Source organism: Marichromatium purpuratum 984 (genome assembly GCF_000224005.2).
GTDB lineage: Bacteria > Pseudomonadota > Gammaproteobacteria > Chromatiales > Chromatiaceae > Marichromatium > Marichromatium purpuratum.
This window is the reverse complement of record NZ_CP007031.1, coordinates 21,859-38,832: the sequence shown is the minus strand read 5'-3', so window position 1 is coordinate 38,832 and position 16,974 is coordinate 21,859. Positions and strand designations below refer to the sequence as shown.

The window sequence follows — 16,974 nt, the reverse complement described above, 5'->3', positions numbered from 1 at the left end:
ATGCGAAACGTGCGTGAGCCGGGATCCAGACACGCGGGTCAGGTGACGGGCGGAGACGACGACAGCGCCTCGCCCAGGGCGCTCACTCCGGGTCGCGGGTCGTCGTCTCGTCCCAGCGCCGCGCCGCGGCCTCGTCGCTGGCACGGGCCTCGACCCAGTGCTCATCCGCGCCGCTCGTCTCTTTCTTCCACAGCGGGACACGGGTCTTGAGGGCGTCGATCAGGAACTCGCAGGCACGAAAGGCCGCCGCATGATGCGCGCTACCCACCCCGACGAAGACGATCGGATCGCCCGGGGCGAGCCGACCGACCCGGTGCACCAGCACCAGATCGGTCAATGGCCAGGCCCGTTCGGCCTGCGCGGCGAGCGCTTCGAGCGCCTGCTCGGTCATGCCCGGGTAGTGCTCGAGGACCATGCCGTCGACCGCACCCTCGGCGCCGAACGTGCGCATCAGCCCGGTGAAGCTCACCACCGCGCCGACCCGCCCGTCGGTGTCGTTGAGCACGGCCTGCTCGGCCAGTGGGTCGAGTGGCTCGTGCTGTACCCGGATCTGTCGCATCGGCACCTCCGCGTCAGCCGATCGGAGCGACCCCCAGCAGCGCCCGATGCAGCCAGAACATGAATGCAAGATAGAGTACCAGACCGCCGACGATGGCGAGTGCATCGTTGAAGGACGAGGCCGGCGCGCCATAGACGGTGGGCGCCGGACGACGCTTGAGCGAGATGCGGTCGGCCACCGCCCAGGCGAGAAAGCCACCGAACAGCAGGACATCGGCCAGGGTGCCGTTGGCCAGCAGGTGCGCCAGCGCCCACAGCTTCACCGCGACGAGCATCGGGTGCTTGAGGGTGCGCTGGATACGCCCCGGCAGATAGGCCGCGAGCAGCAGGGTGAACACCGGCAGCATCAGCAGCAGATTGATATGACGCAGCCAGACCGGCGGGTCATAGAGCGGGATCGGCGCCTGACGCGCCAGCCCGTAGCCCCACACCAGCACCAGGAAACCGAACAGCGCGAACAGCCCATAGAGCGCCTTCCACGGCAACTCACCGATACGCGCCACTACGCGCGCGCGCCACTCGGGGGCGAAGATGGACACCGAGTGCCCACCGAGAAAAAGGACCAGACCCAGAATCAGGATCGCCATGCGCAACATCTCCTTCGAGCATCAGAAGCGGATGCAGATCCTATGCGATTGTCGGGCGATCGAGAAACCCGTGTGTCGGGGGACCAGGCGTCAGCCACCAGCGGTCAGCTTCCAGCCGCCAGTGGGCGCGCATGCTCGACAGTTGGTTGGCTAGCTCCCCGCTGGTGGCTAACAACTGACCGCTGGCGGCTGATCGCTGATCGCTGATCGCTGGCGGCTGACGACTGGCGGCTGGAAGCTGGAAGCTGGTGGCTGGTGGCTGGTGGCTGGTGGCTGGAAGCTGACCGCTGGCGGCTGGAAGCTGAAACTCAGCCCCGCACCGCGCTGGCGCAGAACATCGAGTAGGTGCGCTCGACACCGGCGGCGTCGGGCTTGACCAGGCGGTGGGCGGTCTCAACGCGGATCCGCTCCAGCCCGGCATCGACAAGCATCTCGGCGATTCGCTCACGGTCGAAACCGTGGTGACAGACGCCCTCGTGGTCGGCGTGGAAGCTGCCGTCCTCGCAATCGAGGTCGACCAGGAAGAGCGTTCCGCCCGGGACCAGCAGCCCCGCAAGACGCGCGATCATGGCACCGACATCGGGCACGTGATGCAGCGCCATCGCCGAGTGGATCAGGTCGAAACCACTGGCCGGGGCCGGCTCGTCGACCAGATCGACCTGACGGATGTGGAGGTTGTCGAGCCCAGCGGCCAACCGCTTGGCTTCGAGTTCGGCGAGCATCCCGGGGCTGCTGTCCCAGCCCTCGACCTCGGCGACCTCGGCGGCGAGCGCGAGCGCCGCCAGACCGGTGCCGCAGCCGTAATCGAGCACCCGCATCCCCGGGCGCGGCGCGCAATGCCCGGCCAGGGCGAGACGGACCGCCCGGGCGAGTTCCTGGATCAACGGGTTGTTGTCCCAGGTCGCGGCGACCTGCTCGAAATCGGTCCGTGGATAGGGGTTGGACATGATGATGATCTCCGGTGGATGAGGACGATCTCCAGACTAGCCGACGACCGTCTCACCAGACCTTCATCACCGACGCAACATCCGTCACCCGTGCCGCAATCGCGCCCGATAGCGACGCGGCGAACAGCCCTCGGCGACACGGAAGCGCGAGGCCAGGTGCGACGGCGAGGCGAACCCGCACTCGGCGGCGACCTCGGTGATCGAGCACTCGGAGTGCGCCAGCAGGGCGCGGGCACGCGCCAGACGCGAACGATAGATCAGCTCGCGCGGACTACAGCCGAGCCGGGTCCGCAGCAGCCGGTCGAGGGTGGCGCGCGAGACCCCGAGATGGGCGGCGATCAGCTCGCGCGAGAGCGGCTCGGCGAGATGGGTCTCGACATAGACCACCGCTTGCTCGACCAGTCGCGCGGTCCGTGCGCTGGCCGGGCGCTCGGCCAGCGCGCGCAGACAGAGACGCGCCAGCTGCTCGGCGAGCAGGCGCAGCATCGCCGCGCGTCCCGGCAGCCGCCCGAGATGCTCGCGGGCGAGCCGCTCGGCGACCGCGAGTACCTCGTGCCCCTCGACCGGCTGGAGCAGCGGCACCCGCAACGCCTCGGGGTCGAGCCCCTGGGTGGCGGCCAATGCGGCAAGCCAGTCGTCCTCGATCAGCAGCACCAGCTGGGTCGGCACGCCGCGCTGCGGCAGTGGCCGATGCAACCGCGCCGGTGGCAGCATCAGCATGCGACCACGCTCGACGCGCACCTGCCGCCCCTCGACCTCCATCCACTGATCGCCGTCGAGCACCACCAGAAACAGCCATTGCGGATGACGGTGCGGCGTCGCGACGGGCGCTCCGGAATCGACGGCGGGTGCGGCATCGGCGATCAGCAGCGACAACTCGGGACAGTCGAAGGTGCGGCACGCACAGCGCGCCTGGAAACGATTCGTCGCGCCCTCAGCCGGCGCGTGCGGCGCGGCTGAGCAGGGTGTCGAGGGCATTGGCGAAGGCCTGACGATCGCGCGCGTCGAGCGCCGCCGGCCCACCGGTCTGGACGCCGCTGGAGCGCAGCGTCTCCATGAAGTCGCGCATGTTCAGCCGCTCGCCGATGTTGTGCTTGGTGTAGCGTTCACCACGCGGATCGAGCACCTCGGCGCCCTTGGCGATGGCCTCGGCGGCGAGCGGGATGTCGGCGGTGATCACCAGGTCACCGGTACTGACCCGACGCACGATCTCGGCATCGGCCTGATCGAACCCGGCACCGACCCGGATCGAGCGGATCCAGCGCGAGGGCGGCGTGTTCAGCGACTGGTTGGCGACCAGGGTGAGCGCTACCCCACAGCGCTCGGCGGCGCGGTAGAGGATGTCGCGGATCACCCGTGGGCAGGCGTCGGCGTCGACCCAGATGTGCATCCCGCCTCCTGTACCAGTACCCAGGGCGCGATCACCAGCGCCCAGACCTCGGCCTCGCGCGCAAACCAGTCGCGCGCCTCGGCGTCCGGGATCGGGCCGACCTCGCCGGCCTCGATCGCAGCGCCCAGTGCGGCGGTGTCGTCACGGGCGATGCGCAGCGCGGTCTCGATCAGATCCAGCCCGGCGGCGACGCGGATCACCTTACCCTGGGCGAAGAAGCGCTGCAGCGACGACCAGGGCGCGCGGGCCGTCTCCTGGTTGAGCTTGGCGCGGAGCAGCGCGTCGTCCTGCTCCAGTGGGGTACCGTCGACGACGGCGGGGTCTTGCTGTGTCACGCGGGATCGACCTCGTGGAATGACGTGGGGACGCCGCGTCGGAGCGGCGTCGTTGCAATGGTTCGACCCGACGTCGTGACGCCGGACCGGATGGATCAGGCGGCGCTGACCTCGCTGTCGGCAGTATCGCCGCGCGCGCCCGCCTCCGGCGCCTCAGCCTGTGACTCGCGCACCAGGATCAGGCCACCGAGCGGGGGCAAGGCGATCGGGATCGAATAGGGGCGCCCCATCCAGCTCACCGCCTCGGTCTCGACACCGCCCTGGTTGCCGACGTTGCTGCCGCCATAGAGTTCGGCGTCGGAGTTGATCAGCTCACGATAGAAGCCGGCCTCGGGGACACCGATGCGATAGTGCTCGCGCGGCACCGGGGTGAAGTTGAACACCCCCACCGCCAGGGTCTCGCCGTTGCGGTCCTTGCGCAGATAGCTCAGCACCGACTGCGAGCTGTCGTGACAGTCGATCCACTCGAAGCCCTCGCTGGCGAAATCCTGCTGATGGAGTGCCGGCAGCGTGCGATGGCAGTGGTTGAGATCGCTCACCAGACGCTTGATGCCCTGATGCTGCGGCCGCTCGAGCAGCTCCCAGTCGAGCGCGTCGTCGAAGCGCCACTCGCGCCCCTGGGCGAACTCGCAGCCCTGGAACAGCAGCTTCTTGCCCGGATAGCTGAACATCAGGGTATAGAGCAGACGCAGGCTGGCGAATTTCTGCCAGCCGTCGCCCGGCATCTTGTCGATCATCGAACCCTTGCCGTGCACCACCTCGTCGTGGGAGAAGGGCAGCACGAAGTTCTCGGTGAAGGCATAGAGCAGGCCGAAGGTCAGCAGGTCATGATGGAAGTGGCGATAGATCGGGTCCTTGGACATGTAGGACAGGGTGTCGTGCATCCAGCCCATGTTCCACTTCATGCTGAAGCCGAGCCCGCCGAGATAGGTCGGGCGCGACACCGCCGGCCAGGAGGTCGACTCCTCGGCGATCATCAGGGTACCGGGATGACGCTCATGGGTGACGCTGTTGAGTTCACGCAGGAACTCCACCGCCTCCAGATTCTCGTTGCCGCCGTACTTGTTGGGGATCCACTCGCCGGCGTCGCGTGAGTAGTCGAGATAGAGCATCGAGGCCACGGCATCGACCCGCAGCCCGTCGAGATGGAACTCCTCGAGCCAGTAGAGCGCGCTCGAGAGCAGGAAGTTCTTCACCTCGTTGCGACCGAAGTTGAAGATCAGCGTGCCCCAGTCCTTGTGCTCGCCGAGCCGCGGATCAGCGTGTTCGTAGAGCGCGGTGCCGTCGAAGCGCGCCAGGGCGTAGGCGTCCTTGGGGAAGTGCGCCGGCACCCAGTCGAGTAGCACACCGATACCGCGCTGATGGAGATGATCGACGAAGAAGCGGAAGTCATCGGGCGAGCCGAAACGCGAGGTCGGGGCGAAATAGCCGGTGCACTGATAGCCCCAGGAGGCATCGAGCGGATGTTCGGTGATCGGCAGCAGCTCAACATGGGTGAAGCCGAGCGCCTCGACATAGTCGCCGATCTGCTTGGCCAGTACGCGATAGTTGAGAAAACCACCGTCGGCATCACGTTGCCAGGAACCGAGGTGCACCTCGTAGACCGAGAACGGGCGCTGTTGCCAGTCGGCCGTGGCACGGGCGCGCATCCAGCCGGCGTCACCCCAGCGATAGCGGGTCTCCGGGCAGAGATGGCCAGCGGTCTCGGGCCGCTCCTGGAAGGCCTGGGCGTAAGGGTCGATCTTGACCTGGACATTGCCCTGACGGTCGCGGATCTCGTACTTGTAGAGACCGCCGGGACCGAGTTCGGGGATGAACAGCTCCCACACCCCGGAGCCACCGCGCACCCGCATCGGATGGGCGCGCCCGTCCCAGGCGTTGAAGTCGCCGACCACACTCACCCGCGCGGCATTCGGCGCCCACACCGCAAAGCGCACTCCGGCGATGCCGTCGACCTGGTGGAGATGCGCGCCGAGGAAACGATAGGCGTGCCAGTGACGCCCCTCGCCGAACAGATGGAGATCGAAGTCGCCGAGCTGTGGCGGGAGACAGTAGGGGTCGTGGCTGCGATGCACCACCCCGGCAGCATCCTCCCACTCGAGCTGATAGCGCTCGGGCAGCGCCTCGGGCACGCCGCGCCAGATGAACAGATCGGTGCCCTCGATCCGGGTCATCGCGGCAGCGGCCTCGACCAGCCGCACCCGCTCGGCGCGCGGCAGGAAGACATGCACCACCAGACCGCCGTGCTCATCGAGATGGCGCCCGAGCACGCTGAAGGGGTCGTGATGACGCGCCTCGACGATGCGTTGCAGGGGATCGGGAAGGGCCCGCACGGCCTGGGTTGCGGTTGCCATATCGCTGATCTTCCTCCGCTGTCTAGCTGTGGTCGGGGTCAGTGACGGGCCCGCCGCCGGGGCCGCTGACCAGTCGAGACTGGGAACGCACGTCACCGCGCGAGCCTCGTCCGATACTCAGCAAAGATCGGGGAAATGGCTCGACGAACACGGCTCGATCCGCTCTGAAGAACGCCCTCGATGGTATCATAAGGGCACTGCTTAACATGCGGTTGCCTCAAGATTCCAGGAGGATTTCATGCCCCACAGCAACCCCCGTTTCATCAGCCGTCTCACCCGCAATACCCTGGCGCTGATCCTGGCTGGCGGACGGGGATCCCGCCTCAAGCAGCTCACCACCTGGGGTTCCAAGCCAGCGGTGCCCTTCGGCGGCAAGTTCCGCATCATCGACTTCCCGCTGTCGAACTGCATCAACTCAGGGATCCGTCGCATCGGCGTGCTCACCCAATACAAGGCGCATTCGCTGATCCTGCACATCCAGAAGGGCTGGGGCTTCCTGCGCGGCGAGTTCGGCGAATTCGTCGAGCTGTGGCCGGCGCAGCAGCGCGTGACCGAGAACTCCTGGTACGCCGGCACCGCCGATGCGGTCTACCAGAACCTCGACATCATCCGCGACCACGACCCCGACTATGTGCTGATCCTCGCCGGCGACCACATCTACAAGATGGACTATGGCGCGATGATCGCCTTCCACGTCGAGTCGGGCGCCGACATGACCGTCGGCTGTCTCGAGGTCGAGACCGAGCGCGCCCGCGAATTCGGAGTGATGGAGGTCGACGCCGGCCATCGGGTACGTGGCTTCGAGGAGAAACCCGCCGAGCCCAAGCCGATCCCCGGCGCGCCCGGACGGTGCTTCGCCTCGATGGGGATCTACGTCTTCAACCGCGACTTCCTCTTCGAGCAGCTGCAGAAGGACGCCGACACCCGTGGCTCGAGCCGCGACTTCGGCAAGGACATCATCCCCTCGGTGATCAAGCAGTACCGGGTGATGGCCTATACCTTCCGCGACCCGGTCAGCGGCGAGCAGGCCTACTGGCGCGACGTCGGCACCCTCGATGCCTTCTGGGAGGCCAATCTCGAGCTGATCGGCGTCACCCCGCCGCTCAACCTCTATGACAAGGGTTGGCCGATCTGGACCTATCAGGAGCAATTGCCGCCGGCCAAGTTCGTCTTCGACGACGAGGACCGACGCGGCATGGCGGTCGACTCCATGGTCTCGGGCGGCTGCATCATCTCCGAGGCCAAGGTGCGTCACTCGCTGCTGTTCTCCAACGTGCGAGTGAACTCTTTCGCCTATGTCGAGGACTCAGTGGTGCTGCCCGACGTCGACATCGGTCGCAATTGCACCATCCGCAACGCCATCATCGAACGCTACTGCCAGCTCGAGGAAGGCACCGTGATCGGACTCGACCCCGAGGCCGACCGTCGCGCCGGCTACCAGGTCACCGACAGTGGCATCACCCTGGTGACCCCGGAGATGCTCGGGCAGAACGCCAACCACGTGCGATGAGGAACACAGAGCACATGCAGATCGAGATCAACGGCGACCGCACCGAGGTCGCCGAGGCCATCACCATGGCCGAGCTGCTCGAACAGCTCGAACTCACCGGCAAACGTCTCGCCGTCGAGGTCAACGCCGAGCTGGTGCCGCGCAGCCGCTTCGCCGAGCACCGTCTCATCGCCGACGACCGGGTGGAGATCATCCACGCCGTCGGCGGCGGCTGAACGGCCACGCCGGGCCTGCCCCGGTGCCATCCTTGATTCACAGATGCGGCCCTTTTGAATTTGCCCGCCACCGGCCGCATGCTGGTTCGTTTTCCACTTCACGCTTCGACACGGACCCCCATGACCACAGCGACCCAGAACCCAGACCGACTCGTCATCGCCGGCAAGGAGTACGGCTCCCGCCTGCTCGTCGGCACCGGTAAGTACAAGGACATGGACGAGACTGCGCGTGCCATCGAGGCCAGCGGCGCCGAGATCGTCACGGTCGCGGTGCGTCGCACCAACCTCGGCCAGAACGCCGATGAGCCCAACATCCTCGACGTGCTGCCCCCGGAGCGCTACACCTATCTGCCCAACACCGCCGGTTGCTTCGATGTCGACACCGCGGTGCGCACCTGCCGCCTGGCGCGCGAGCTGCTCGACGGCCACAAGCTGGTCAAGCTCGAGGTGCTCGGCGACCAGCAGACCCTGTTCCCCGATGTCATCGCCACCCTCAAGGCCGCCGAGATCCTCGTCGCCGACGGCTTCGACGTGATGGTCTACACCAATGACGACCCGATCGTCGCCCGCGAGCTGGAGGCCATCGGCTGCTGCGCGGTGATGCCGCTGGCCGCGCCGATCGGCTCGGGTCTAGGCATCCGCAATCCGCTCAACATCCGCACCATCGTCGAGAACGCCAAGGTGCCGGTGCTGGTCGACGCCGGCGTGGGCACCGCCTCCGACGCCGCCGAAGCGATGGAACTCGGCTGCGACGGCGTGCTGATGAACACCGCCATCGCCGCGGCCAAGGACCCGGTGCTGATGGCCACAGCCATGCGCAAGGGCATCGAGGCCGGACGCGAGGCCTATCTCGCCGGGCGCATGCCGGCCAAGCGCTTCGCCTCGGCCTCCTCGCCGATCGAGGGGCTGTTCTTCTGAGTCTCCCGCCGACGGGCATCGGCCCGTCGCCAGCGCGCCCGCTCGGGCGCGCTGCCCCACCGACCGCCCGCTCTTGGTATCCTGCGCCTCCCGATCGTGCAGCGGAGCTGCGGAGACATCGCCTCGAACCGCCAGGACGCAGACCCCGCCCAGGGATCGCCCCCGCCACGATCCATCCGCTCATCAGTCATCAAGCGTCGAGAATCCATCCGTGCAACCAACAGATCCCCGTCATCGTCAGGTGCGCAGCTTCGTGCTGCGCGAGGGCCGACTCACCCCGGGCCAGGAGCGCGCCTTCGCCGAGCTCTGGCCCCGCTTCGGCGTCGACTGGCAGGCGCCGGCGCCGCTCGATCTCGGCGCGCTGTTCGGCAACGACCAGCCGGTGACCCTCGAGATCGGCTTCGGCAACGGTGAGTCGCTGGCGCGGATGGCCGCCGACGACCCGGCGCGCAACTGGCTCGGGGTCGAGGTCCATCGCCCCGGGGTCGGGCACCTGCTGCTCGAGATCGAGCGGCTCGGCATCGACAACCTGCGGGTGATGCGTCAGGACGCCGTCGAACTGCTCACCCACGGCATCGCCCCCGGCGCGCTCGACCGGGTGCAGCTGTTCTTCCCCGACCCCTGGCCGAAGAAGCGTCATCACAAGCGCCGCATCCTCAACCCCGGGATGATCGCGTTGCTCGAACGCGCCATCCGTCCCGGCGGTCACTTCCACGCCGCCACCGACTGGGAGCCCTATGCCGAGCAGATGCTCGAAACCCTGGAGGCGGCCACGGGCTTCGCCAACACCGCCGGCGCCGGTCACTACACCCCACGCCCCGAGAGCCGTCCGCTGACCAAGTTCGAGCAGCGCGGCGAGCGCCTCGGTCACCCGGTCCACGACCTGATCTTCCGCCGCAGCTGATGGGCGGGCTCAGGGTCCAGGGGCTCGGCAACGCCTTGTTCGGGCCCATCGACCTGGCCGTCGGCGGCGGCGAGCGGGTGTTCCTGTCGGGCCCATCGGGCTGCGGCAAGAGCCTGCTGCTGCGCGCCATCGCCGACCTCGACCCGCACCGGGGCGAGGCCTGGCTCGACGACGTGCCGCGCTCGCGCCTGCCCGCCCCGCTGTGGCGTCGCCGCGTCGGGCTGCTGCCGGCCGAGTCGGCCTGGTGGGGCGAGTCGGTGGGTGAGCATCTGCCCGCCACACACCCGCCACTCGATGACTGGCTGAGTGTGCTTGGCTTCGGCCCCGAGGTACTCGACTGGCCGGTCGCCCGGCTCTCGACCGGCGAGCGCCAGCGCCTAGCGCTGCTACGTCTGCTCGCCCAGTCGCCACGGGCGCTGCTGCTCGACGAGGCCACCGCCAACCTCGACCCGCAGAACTGCGCCCGGGTCGAGGGGCTGATCGAGGACTACCGCGCCGCCCACCGCACGCCGGTGCTCTGGGTCAGTCACGACCCGGCGCAACGGCGCCGACTCGGCGATCGCCGGCTGAGCATCCGCGACGGTCGGCTTGAACCCGAGGACATCGACCCGTCATGACGCTGATCTCGCTCACGCCACTCGATCTCTCGCTCGCCGCGGTGCTGGTCCTGCTGCTCGCCTGGGTCTCCTGGCGGCTGCGCCTGGGGGTGGAGCGGCGCGTGCTCGTCGCCGCGCTGCGCAGCGCCATCCAGCTCAGCCTGATCGGGCTGGTGCTCAAGGTGTTATTCGCCCAGTCGAGCCTGTCGCTGATCGCCCCGGTGGCGCTGGTGATGCTCGCGGTGGCCGGCTGGGAGGTGATGCAGCGTCAGCGCCGTCGCTATCGCGGTCCCTGGGGCTACGGCATCGGCGCGGTGTCGATGTTCCTGTCCTCGTTCGGGGTGACCTTCCTCGCCCTCACCCTGGTGATCGGGGTCGATCCCTGGTACCAGCCGCAGTACCTGATCCCGCTGCTCGGCATGCTGCTCGGCAACACCATGAACGGCATCGCCATCGCCCTCGACAACCTCACCCGTTACGCCTGGGAGGCGCGCGCGCGCATCGAGGCGCGGCTGCTCGCCGGCGCCGACTGGGACGAGGCGATCGGGGAGGTACGCCGCGAAGCGATCCGCTCTGGACTGATCCCGATCATCAACTCCATGGCCAGCGCCGGGCTGGTCAGCCTGCCGGGGATGATGACCGGTCAGGTGCTGGCCGGCAGCCCACCACTGGAGGCGGCCAGGTATCAGATCCTGATCATGTTCCTGATCGCAGGCGGCACCGGATTGGGATCGATCTTCGCGGTCTGGGCGGGCTCGCGACGGCTGTTCGACGGTCGCCAGCGACTGCGTCTGGATCGGCTGAAGGCGCGCCCGAGGGGTGGTTGAGCGAGGAACCGAGGCACAAATCGTGCTTTTTTTCCGCATCGAATCCGCCCCGGCGATGGGTCGGTCCTCCCTCAACGATCCAACACCGCCCTCAGCGAGCTGATCGGGAAAGATGAAATAAGCCACTGTTATCAAAGATACAATCATGAAAAAGAACGAATTTCCGATCGTGGCCGTTGGTATTTATTTAAGTCAATACAACCAATAAATTGATTGTAAATATCAATATTATAAATCTGTCCCACTGCGTTCTTTCCCGGCCCCGCATCCGCTAGTGTGAATCCATACCGCGTCGGGGCTCACCCGGTGCACCTTCCCGATAGGGATCACAGACGGTAACTCGCGCAGGAGCGCCGTCGGTTCGGGGCCGAACCATCCTCGAGGCCCCGCTCCCGGATCCAGTGACCACCACCCGTGTCGTCACAACGACCGGTGCATCCCTGCGCCACGCGCAAGGCCCGAACCCAGGGCTCTTGCGCTTAGAGCCGGCAACGCCGTTGCGGAGGACCATGAGCATGAATCCATCGACCCACTACGACGTACTCATCGTCGGTGCCGGCGTCACCGGCACCGCCCTGCTCTACGAACTGGCCAAGTTCACCGATCTCGGGCGGTTGTGCCTGGTGGAGAAGTACGACGACGTCGCCACGGTCAACTCACACGCCCACAGCAACAGCCAGACCATCCACTGCGGCGACATCGAGACCAACTACACCCTGGAGAAGGCGCGTTCGGTCAAGCGTACCGCCTACATGGTGATCAACTACGCCACCAAGCTGCCCGCCGAGGAGCGCGACCGTATCATCCAGCGCATGCCCAAGATGGTGCTCGGTGTCGGCGCCGAGGAGTGTCGCTATATCCGCGAGCGCCACGCCCGGTTCAAGGGACTATTCCCACGCATGGAGTTGCTCGAGCGCGAGGCGATCGCCGAACTCGAGCCCAATGTGGCACGGGTCGAAGGCCGGTGGCGCGCCGAGGAGATCGTCGCCACGGGAACCGCCGACGAGTACTGCGCGGTCGACTTCCAGGCACTGGCACAGTCCTTCTCCGATGCTTGCGCACGTCTCGACCGCAACAGCGGCAAGCAGATCACCCAGCTGTTTTCGACCAAGGTCGAGTCGATCCGCAAGGAGGGCGGGGACTATGTGCTGCGCACCAACCGCGGCCTGCTACAGGCGCGCGCGGTGGTGGTCTGCGCCGGGGGGCACTCGCTGCTGATGGCCCAGGAGATGGGGCTGGGACTGGAGTATTCCTGTTTGCCGGTAGCCGGCTCCTTCTACTTCGCCCCCGAAGCACTCAACGGCAAGGTCTACACCGTCCAGAACCCCAATCTGCCCTTCGCCGCGGTGCACGGCGACCACGACGTCAAGGAGCGCGGCAAGACCCGCTTCGGCCCCACCGCACTGATGCTGCCGATGCTCGAGCGCTACAACCGATCGAGCATCCGCGAGTTCTTCAAGGTGCAGCGCTTCGATCATGATGTGGCGGCAGTCGTGTGGGACCTGATGAAGGTGCCCGATATCCGCAACTATGTGCTGCGCAACTTCCTCTACGAGGTGCCCTGGCTCAACCGTCAGCTGTTCGTGCGCGAGATCCGCAAGATCGTCCCCGCGCTCCAGGCCTCAGAGATCAGCTATGCCGAGGGCTTCGGCGGGATCCGCCCACAGCTCATCGACAAGCGCGCACGCAAGCTGCGCATGGGCGAGGCCAAGATCAGCGACGGCGGCGGCATCATCTTCAACATGACCCCGTCCCCCGGCGGCACCAGCTGTCTCGGTGCTGGCGAGGGCGACATGCGCGCCATCGCCGAGTATCTCGGCGCCCGCATCGACGAGCGTGCCTTCGAGCAGGAGCTGCTGATGGGGCACGAGGACACCCGCGATCACGAGGATCCGGCCACCGAGGCGCTGGCCACGGCGGTCTGATCCCGCAACCGATCGCGGAAAAACGGGCCCGACCACGCTGAGGCGTGGTCGGGCCCGTTCATGTCAGCCGGATGACGCCGTCCGAAGACGGCGTGACAGCGACTCAGGCGTGGTAGGGACGGCTCAGCTCGTGCACCGCCTCGATCATCGCGCCGGCATTCTCGGGATTGACGTCCGGGGTGATGCCGTGGCCGAGGTTGAAGACGTGGCCGGGACCCTTGCCATAGCTCTCCAGCACCCGCGCGACCTCCTCGCGGATCCGCTCGGGCGAGGCGTAGAGGGTGCAGGGGTCGAGATTGCCCTGGAGGGCGACGCGATCGCCGACCATGCGCCGCGCATCGGCCAGATCGGTGGTCCAGTCGACGCCGAGGGCGTCGCAGCCGGTGTCGGCCATGTCGGCGAGCCACTGACCGCCGTTCTTGGTGAACAGGATCACCGGGACGCGGCGGCCCTCGGCCTCGCGGGTCAGGCCGTCCATCACCCGCTTCATGTAAGCCAGCGAGAACTCGCGGTAGTGGGCCGGGGCCAGGGCACCGCCCCAGGTGTCGAAGATCATCGCCGCCTGGGCGCCACGAGCGATCTGGGCGTTGAGGTAGGAGGTCACCGAGTCGGCGACCTTGGTCAGCAGACGGTGCAGCAGGTCGGGACGGTCGAACATCATCGCCTTGGTGTGGGAGAAGTTCTTCGCGCTACCGCCCTCGACCATGTAGGTGGCCAGGGTCCAGGGACTGCCGGAGAAGCCGATCAGCGGCACGCGACCGTCGAGTTCGCGACGGATCACCGACACCGCGTCCATGACGTACTTCAGCTCACCCTCGGGATCGGGGATCGGCAGACGGTCGATATCGGCCTCGGTGCGCACCGGACGCTCGAAGTTCGGGCCCTCGCCCTCGGCGAAGTAGAGCCCCAGGCCCATCGCGTCGGGCACGGTGAGGATATCCGAGAACAGGATCGCTGCATCCAGCGGGAAGCGGTCGAGCGGCTGGAGGGTGACCTCGCAGGCCAGTTCCGGGCTTCTGCACAGGTCCATGAAACTGCCCGCCTTGGCGCGGGTGGCACGGTACTCGGGGAGATAGCGGCCAGCCTGGCGCATCATCCAAACCGGCGTGTAATCAACGGGTTCGCGCATCAAGGCGCGCAGGAAGGTGTCATTCTTCAGTTGGGTCATGAAGCAGTGCCCGGGCAGTTTGATGTGTTAAGAACGCAGGTTTTGCAGGGCTATTCTACTACGGGTTAACGGCCAAACGCCCGACGAGAAAGAGCACATCCCATAGCGACTGCGTGCGCCCCTCTCCCGCTCGTCCTGGATCTCCAGAGAAATCGCTAAAGCACTGAAAAGAAAGGGAACCTTGATAAGCTGTGCGCAACCCTGTGGATAAGTGGATGGATAAACTGGTGGACAAAATCGGGGCCTGATTCAGTCACAAGTTATCCACAGGATATCTTCAGCTTCATCCACTCGATCCGGCCTCTCAAGCGCATGATATATATAAAAAAAAAAGAGTTATCCGGATATCCACAGGGATCAATAATAACTACAGACTTTAAATATCTATATATTTATTTTGATTAGATTCGCGCGAAACGGCGGGGCCGAGCAGATCCAGCATACCCCAGATCAAGATATCCGCGGATGGAAAATGTCAGCAAGATCCTCGTCTTCCGTCACCCCTCCCTGGGGTAGAATCCCCCGATGAATGCTTCAGCCCTCCTCGACTCGCTCAACCCCGCCCAGCGTGAGGCCGTCTCAGCCCCTCCGGGTAACCTCCTGATCCTCGCAGGCGCCGGCTCGGGCAAGACCCGCGTGCTGGTCCACCGCATCGCCTGGCTGCTCCAGGTCGAGCAGGTGCCGCCCTGGGGGATCCTTGCCGTCACCTTCACCAACAAGGCCGCCCGCGAGATGCGTGGACGCATCGAGACCATGTTCGCGCAGCCAGTCGGTGGGATGTGGGTCGGGACCTTCCACGGCCTGGCCCATCGCTTGCTGCGCGCGCACTGGCAGGAGGCGGGGCTGCCGCAGCACTTCCAGATCCTCGACGCCGATGATCAGCTGCGCATGATCAAGCGCATCGTCAAGGACCTCGGTCTCGACGAGACCCGCTGGGCACCGCGCCAGATCCAGTCCTTCATCAACAAGCACAAGGATGAGGGGCTGAGACCGACACATCTCGACTTCTCTGGTGACTTCTTCGGCGAGCGGATGCTCACTGTCTATCGCGAATACGAGCAATTGCGTCAACGTGGTGGTCTGCTCGATTTCGCCGATCTGCTGCTGTGCGCCCATGAGCTGTTGCGTGATCGTGCCGACCTGCTCGAGCATTATCAGCGCCGTTTCCGTCATATCCTGGTCGATGAATTCCAGGATACCAATGCCATCCAATACGCCTGGCTGCGTCTGCTCGCCGGTGGCGAGGACAAGTTGTTCGCGGTCGGTGACGATGATCAGTCGATCTATGGCTGGCGTGGTGCTCGGGTGGAGAACATCCGTTCCTTTCAGCGCGATTATCCGGAGACCCGGGTCATTCGTCTGGAGCAGAACTATCGCTCCACCGCCACCATTCTCGCCGGCGCCAATGCGCTGATCGCCAACAACCCCTCGCGACTGGGCAAGAAGCTGTGGACCGAGGGTGAATCCGGCGCGCCGATCCGTCGCTATGGTGCATTCAACGAGGTCGATGAGGCCCGCTTCGTCGTCGAGCGTATTCGTCGTCATGCCGAGACGCCGGGTGGCCGTCACGATCAATGCGCCATCCTCTATCGCACCACCGCGCAATCTCGCCTATTCGAGGAGGCCCTGATGCGTGCCGCCGTCCCCTATCGGGTCTATGGCGGGCAGCGCTTCTTCGAGCGCGCAGAGATTCGTGACGCCCTCGCCTATCTACGCCTGATCGCCAACCAGGACGATGACGCGGCCTTCGAGCGGGTGGTCAATACGCCCTCGAGGGGGATCGGACTGCGTACCCTCGATCAGTTGCGCGATCACGCCCGGGGGCACGGGTTGTCGCTGTGGCGCGCCGGCGCACAGCTGATCGCCGAGCAGGGGCTGGGTGGCCGGGCGGCGAATGCGCTGGGCGCCTTCATGGCCTTCATCGAGCAGCAGCGCGCCCGCAGCGCCACCCAACTGCTGCCCGATCTGACCGCCGCGCTGATCGACGAGGCGGGGCTGCCGGCGCACTACGAGAAGCAGAAGGACGGCAAGGGACGCGACCGCATCGAGAACCTCCAGCAGCTGGTCGAGACCGCTGCGCGCTTCGCCCATGAACTCGAGGCGCCGGATGGCGAGGTACTCGGCGCCTTCCTCGCCCATGCCGCGCTCGAGGCCGGCGAGACCCAGGCCGATGCCGAGACCGATGCGGTACAGCTGATGACGCTGCACAGCGCCAAGGGGCTGGAGTTTCCGGTGGTCTTCCTGGTCGGACTCGAGGAGGGCTTGTTCCCGCACGCCATGTCCGCCGACGATCCGGACCGGCTCGAGGAGGAGCGCAGGCTCTGCTATGTCGGCATGACCCGGGCGATGGCCGAGCTCTATCTGACCCATGCCGAGAGTCGGCGGCTCTATGGGCGTCAGGATCTGCCGCCGCCATCGCGCTTTCTGCGCGAGATCCCGGAGCGGCTGATCGAGGACGTGCGCGCTCGCGCCGCGCCCCCCAGACCGTCGCCTGCGTTCAGGCCCTCGCCACCACCCGTTGCCCGTCCTGCCGCGGCGCGTGAGACCGGCGGTTTTCAGGTCGGACAGCGGGTCCGCCACGCCAAGTTCGGCGAGGGCGTGGTACTCGATGGCGAGGGACGGGGCGCCCAGGCGCGTATCCAGGTCAAGTTCCAGGGCAGTGCCGGTACCAAGTGGCTGGTGCTCGCCTATGCCAAACTGGAGGCGGCATAGCCTTGTCGCCGGTGGCCGACCCGGGAGG

Annotated in this window: 16 protein-coding genes; 8 read left to right on the top strand and 8 right to left on the bottom strand. The window is 66.4% G+C overall.

Annotated elements, in window-relative coordinates; all coding sequences use genetic code 11:
* Nucleotides 1-82: 82 nt before the first annotated feature.
* The 7 genes from MARPU_RS00170 to glgB form a co-directional block, all read right to left on the bottom strand.
* A complete protein-coding gene (locus tag MARPU_RS00170; protein ID WP_005222189.1) occupies nucleotides 83-559 on the bottom strand; it encodes a molybdenum cofactor biosynthesis protein MoaE in 477 nt (158 codons plus the stop codon).
* Nucleotides 560-572: 13 nt separating this feature from the next.
* Nucleotides 573-1,145 (bottom strand): NnrU family protein, encoded by a 573-nt coding sequence (locus tag MARPU_RS00165; protein WP_005222191.1) that lies wholly within the window; start codon nucleotides 1,143-1,145, stop codon nucleotides 573-575.
* A 308-nt stretch (nucleotides 1,146-1,453) separates the two neighbouring features.
* Entirely contained in the window at nucleotides 1,454-2,092 is a 639-nt protein-coding gene (locus MARPU_RS00160) for a class I SAM-dependent methyltransferase (protein ID WP_005222193.1), read from the bottom strand.
* Between the two features lie 84 nt (nucleotides 2,093-2,176).
* Entirely contained in the window at nucleotides 2,177-2,968 is a 792-nt protein-coding gene (locus tag MARPU_RS16440) for a helix-turn-helix transcriptional regulator (RefSeq protein ID WP_198015484.1), read from the bottom strand.
* Between the two features lie 58 nt (nucleotides 2,969-3,026).
* Entirely contained in the window at nucleotides 3,027-3,482 is a 456-nt protein-coding gene (locus tag MARPU_RS00150; RefSeq protein WP_005222196.1) for a YaiI/YqxD family protein, read from the bottom strand.
* Nucleotides 3,443-3,817: a DUF2288 domain-containing protein gene (locus MARPU_RS00145; protein ID WP_005222197.1), complete on the bottom strand. Its 375-nt coding sequence runs from the start codon at nucleotides 3,815-3,817 to the stop codon at nucleotides 3,443-3,445. The genes MARPU_RS00150 and MARPU_RS00145 overlap by 40 nt, the downstream gene beginning before the upstream one ends.
* A 95-nt stretch (nucleotides 3,818-3,912) precedes the next feature.
* Nucleotides 3,913-6,171 carry a 1,4-alpha-glucan branching protein GlgB gene (gene glgB, locus MARPU_RS00140; RefSeq protein ID WP_005222198.1) on the bottom strand — a complete coding sequence of 753 codons (2,259 nt, stop codon included), beginning with the start codon at nucleotides 6,169-6,171 and terminating at the stop codon, nucleotides 3,913-3,915.
* Between the two features lie 238 nt (nucleotides 6,172-6,409).
* Between glgB and glgC the strand changes: the two genes are divergently transcribed.
* The 7 genes from glgC to MARPU_RS00105 all read left to right on the top strand — a co-directional run bounded on the left by glgC (nucleotide 6,410) and on the right by MARPU_RS00105 (nucleotide 13,066).
* The gene (gene glgC / locus MARPU_RS00135; protein WP_005222199.1) at nucleotides 6,410-7,681 is read left to right on the top strand and encodes a glucose-1-phosphate adenylyltransferase; all 1,272 of its coding nucleotides are present in this window, start codon (nucleotides 6,410-6,412) and stop codon (nucleotides 7,679-7,681) included.
* A 14-nt stretch (nucleotides 7,682-7,695) separates the two neighbouring features.
* Entirely contained in the window at nucleotides 7,696-7,896 is a 201-nt protein-coding gene (gene thiS, locus MARPU_RS00130) for a sulfur carrier protein ThiS (RefSeq protein ID WP_005222200.1), read from the top strand.
* 120 nt (nucleotides 7,897-8,016) lie between these two features.
* Nucleotides 8,017-8,814 carry a thiazole synthase gene (locus MARPU_RS00125; RefSeq protein WP_005222201.1) on the top strand — a complete coding sequence of 266 codons (798 nt, stop codon included), beginning with the start codon at nucleotides 8,017-8,019 and terminating at the stop codon, nucleotides 8,812-8,814.
* A gap of 211 nt (nucleotides 8,815-9,025) precedes the next feature.
* On the top strand, nucleotides 9,026-9,718 hold the full coding sequence (gene trmB, locus MARPU_RS00120) for a tRNA (guanosine(46)-N7)-methyltransferase TrmB (protein ID WP_005222203.1): 693 nt from the start codon (nucleotides 9,026-9,028) through the stop codon (nucleotides 9,716-9,718).
* Nucleotides 9,718-10,335, top strand: coding sequence for an ABC transporter ATP-binding protein (locus tag MARPU_RS00115; protein WP_005222205.1), 618 nt, complete (start codon nucleotides 9,718-9,720; stop codon nucleotides 10,333-10,335). The genes trmB and MARPU_RS00115 overlap by 1 nt, the downstream gene beginning before the upstream one ends.
* The gene (locus tag MARPU_RS00110; protein WP_005222207.1) at nucleotides 10,332-11,141 is read left to right on the top strand and encodes an ABC transporter permease; all 810 of its coding nucleotides are present in this window, start codon (nucleotides 10,332-10,334) and stop codon (nucleotides 11,139-11,141) included. The genes MARPU_RS00115 and MARPU_RS00110 overlap by 4 nt, the downstream gene beginning before the upstream one ends.
* Before the next feature lie 515 nt (nucleotides 11,142-11,656).
* A complete protein-coding gene (locus tag MARPU_RS00105) occupies nucleotides 11,657-13,066 on the top strand; it encodes an FAD-dependent oxidoreductase (protein ID WP_005222209.1) in 1,410 nt (469 codons plus the stop codon).
* Nucleotides 13,067-13,169: 103 nt separating this feature from the next.
* Here MARPU_RS00105 and hemE read toward each other — a convergent pair whose 3' ends face one another.
* Nucleotides 13,170-14,234, bottom strand: a complete 1,065-nt coding sequence (gene hemE, locus MARPU_RS00100) for a uroporphyrinogen decarboxylase (protein ID WP_005222211.1) — start codon at nucleotides 14,232-14,234, stop codon at nucleotides 13,170-13,172.
* Between the two features lie 525 nt (nucleotides 14,235-14,759).
* Between hemE and uvrD the strand changes: the two genes are divergently transcribed.
* On the top strand, nucleotides 14,760-16,946 hold the full coding sequence (gene uvrD / locus MARPU_RS00095; protein ID WP_005222213.1) for a DNA helicase II: 2,187 nt from the start codon (nucleotides 14,760-14,762) through the stop codon (nucleotides 16,944-16,946).
* Nucleotides 16,947-16,974: the final 28 nt, after the last annotated feature.

Excerpts from the sequence above, each read along its gene's own strand:
- hemE (WP_005222211.1), bottom strand. The coding sequence starts at position 14,234 with ATGACCCAACTGAAGAATGACACCTTCCTGCGCGCCTTGATGCGCGAA.
- MARPU_RS00110 (WP_005222207.1), top strand. The coding sequence starts at position 10,332 with ATGACGCTGATCTCGCTCACGCCACTCGATCTCTCGCTCGCCGCGGTG.
- MARPU_RS00150 (WP_005222196.1), bottom strand. The coding sequence starts at position 3,482 with ATGCACATCTGGGTCGACGCCGACGCCTGCCCACGGGTGATCCGCGAC.
- glgC (WP_005222199.1), top strand. The coding sequence starts at position 6,410 with ATGCCCCACAGCAACCCCCGTTTCATCAGCCGTCTCACCCGCAATACC.
- MARPU_RS00160 (WP_005222193.1), bottom strand. The coding sequence starts at position 2,092 with ATGTCCAACCCCTATCCACGGACCGATTTCGAGCAGGTCGCCGCGACC.
- MARPU_RS00115 (WP_005222205.1), top strand. The coding sequence starts at position 9,718 with ATGGGCGGGCTCAGGGTCCAGGGGCTCGGCAACGCCTTGTTCGGGCCC.
- uvrD (WP_005222213.1), top strand. The coding sequence starts at position 14,760 with ATGAATGCTTCAGCCCTCCTCGACTCGCTCAACCCCGCCCAGCGTGAG.
- glgB (WP_005222198.1), bottom strand. The coding sequence starts at position 6,171 with ATGGCAACCGCAACCCAGGCCGTGCGGGCCCTTCCCGATCCCCTGCAA.
- MARPU_RS00105 (WP_005222209.1), top strand. The coding sequence starts at position 11,657 with ATGAATCCATCGACCCACTACGACGTACTCATCGTCGGTGCCGGCGTC.
- MARPU_RS00170 (WP_005222189.1), bottom strand. The coding sequence starts at position 559 with ATGCGACAGATCCGGGTACAGCACGAGCCACTCGACCCACTGGCCGAG.
- MARPU_RS00165 (WP_005222191.1), bottom strand. The coding sequence starts at position 1,145 with ATGGCGATCCTGATTCTGGGTCTGGTCCTTTTTCTCGGTGGGCACTCG.
- thiS (WP_005222200.1), top strand. The coding sequence starts at position 7,696 with ATGCAGATCGAGATCAACGGCGACCGCACCGAGGTCGCCGAGGCCATC.
- MARPU_RS00125 (WP_005222201.1), top strand. The coding sequence starts at position 8,017 with ATGACCACAGCGACCCAGAACCCAGACCGACTCGTCATCGCCGGCAAG.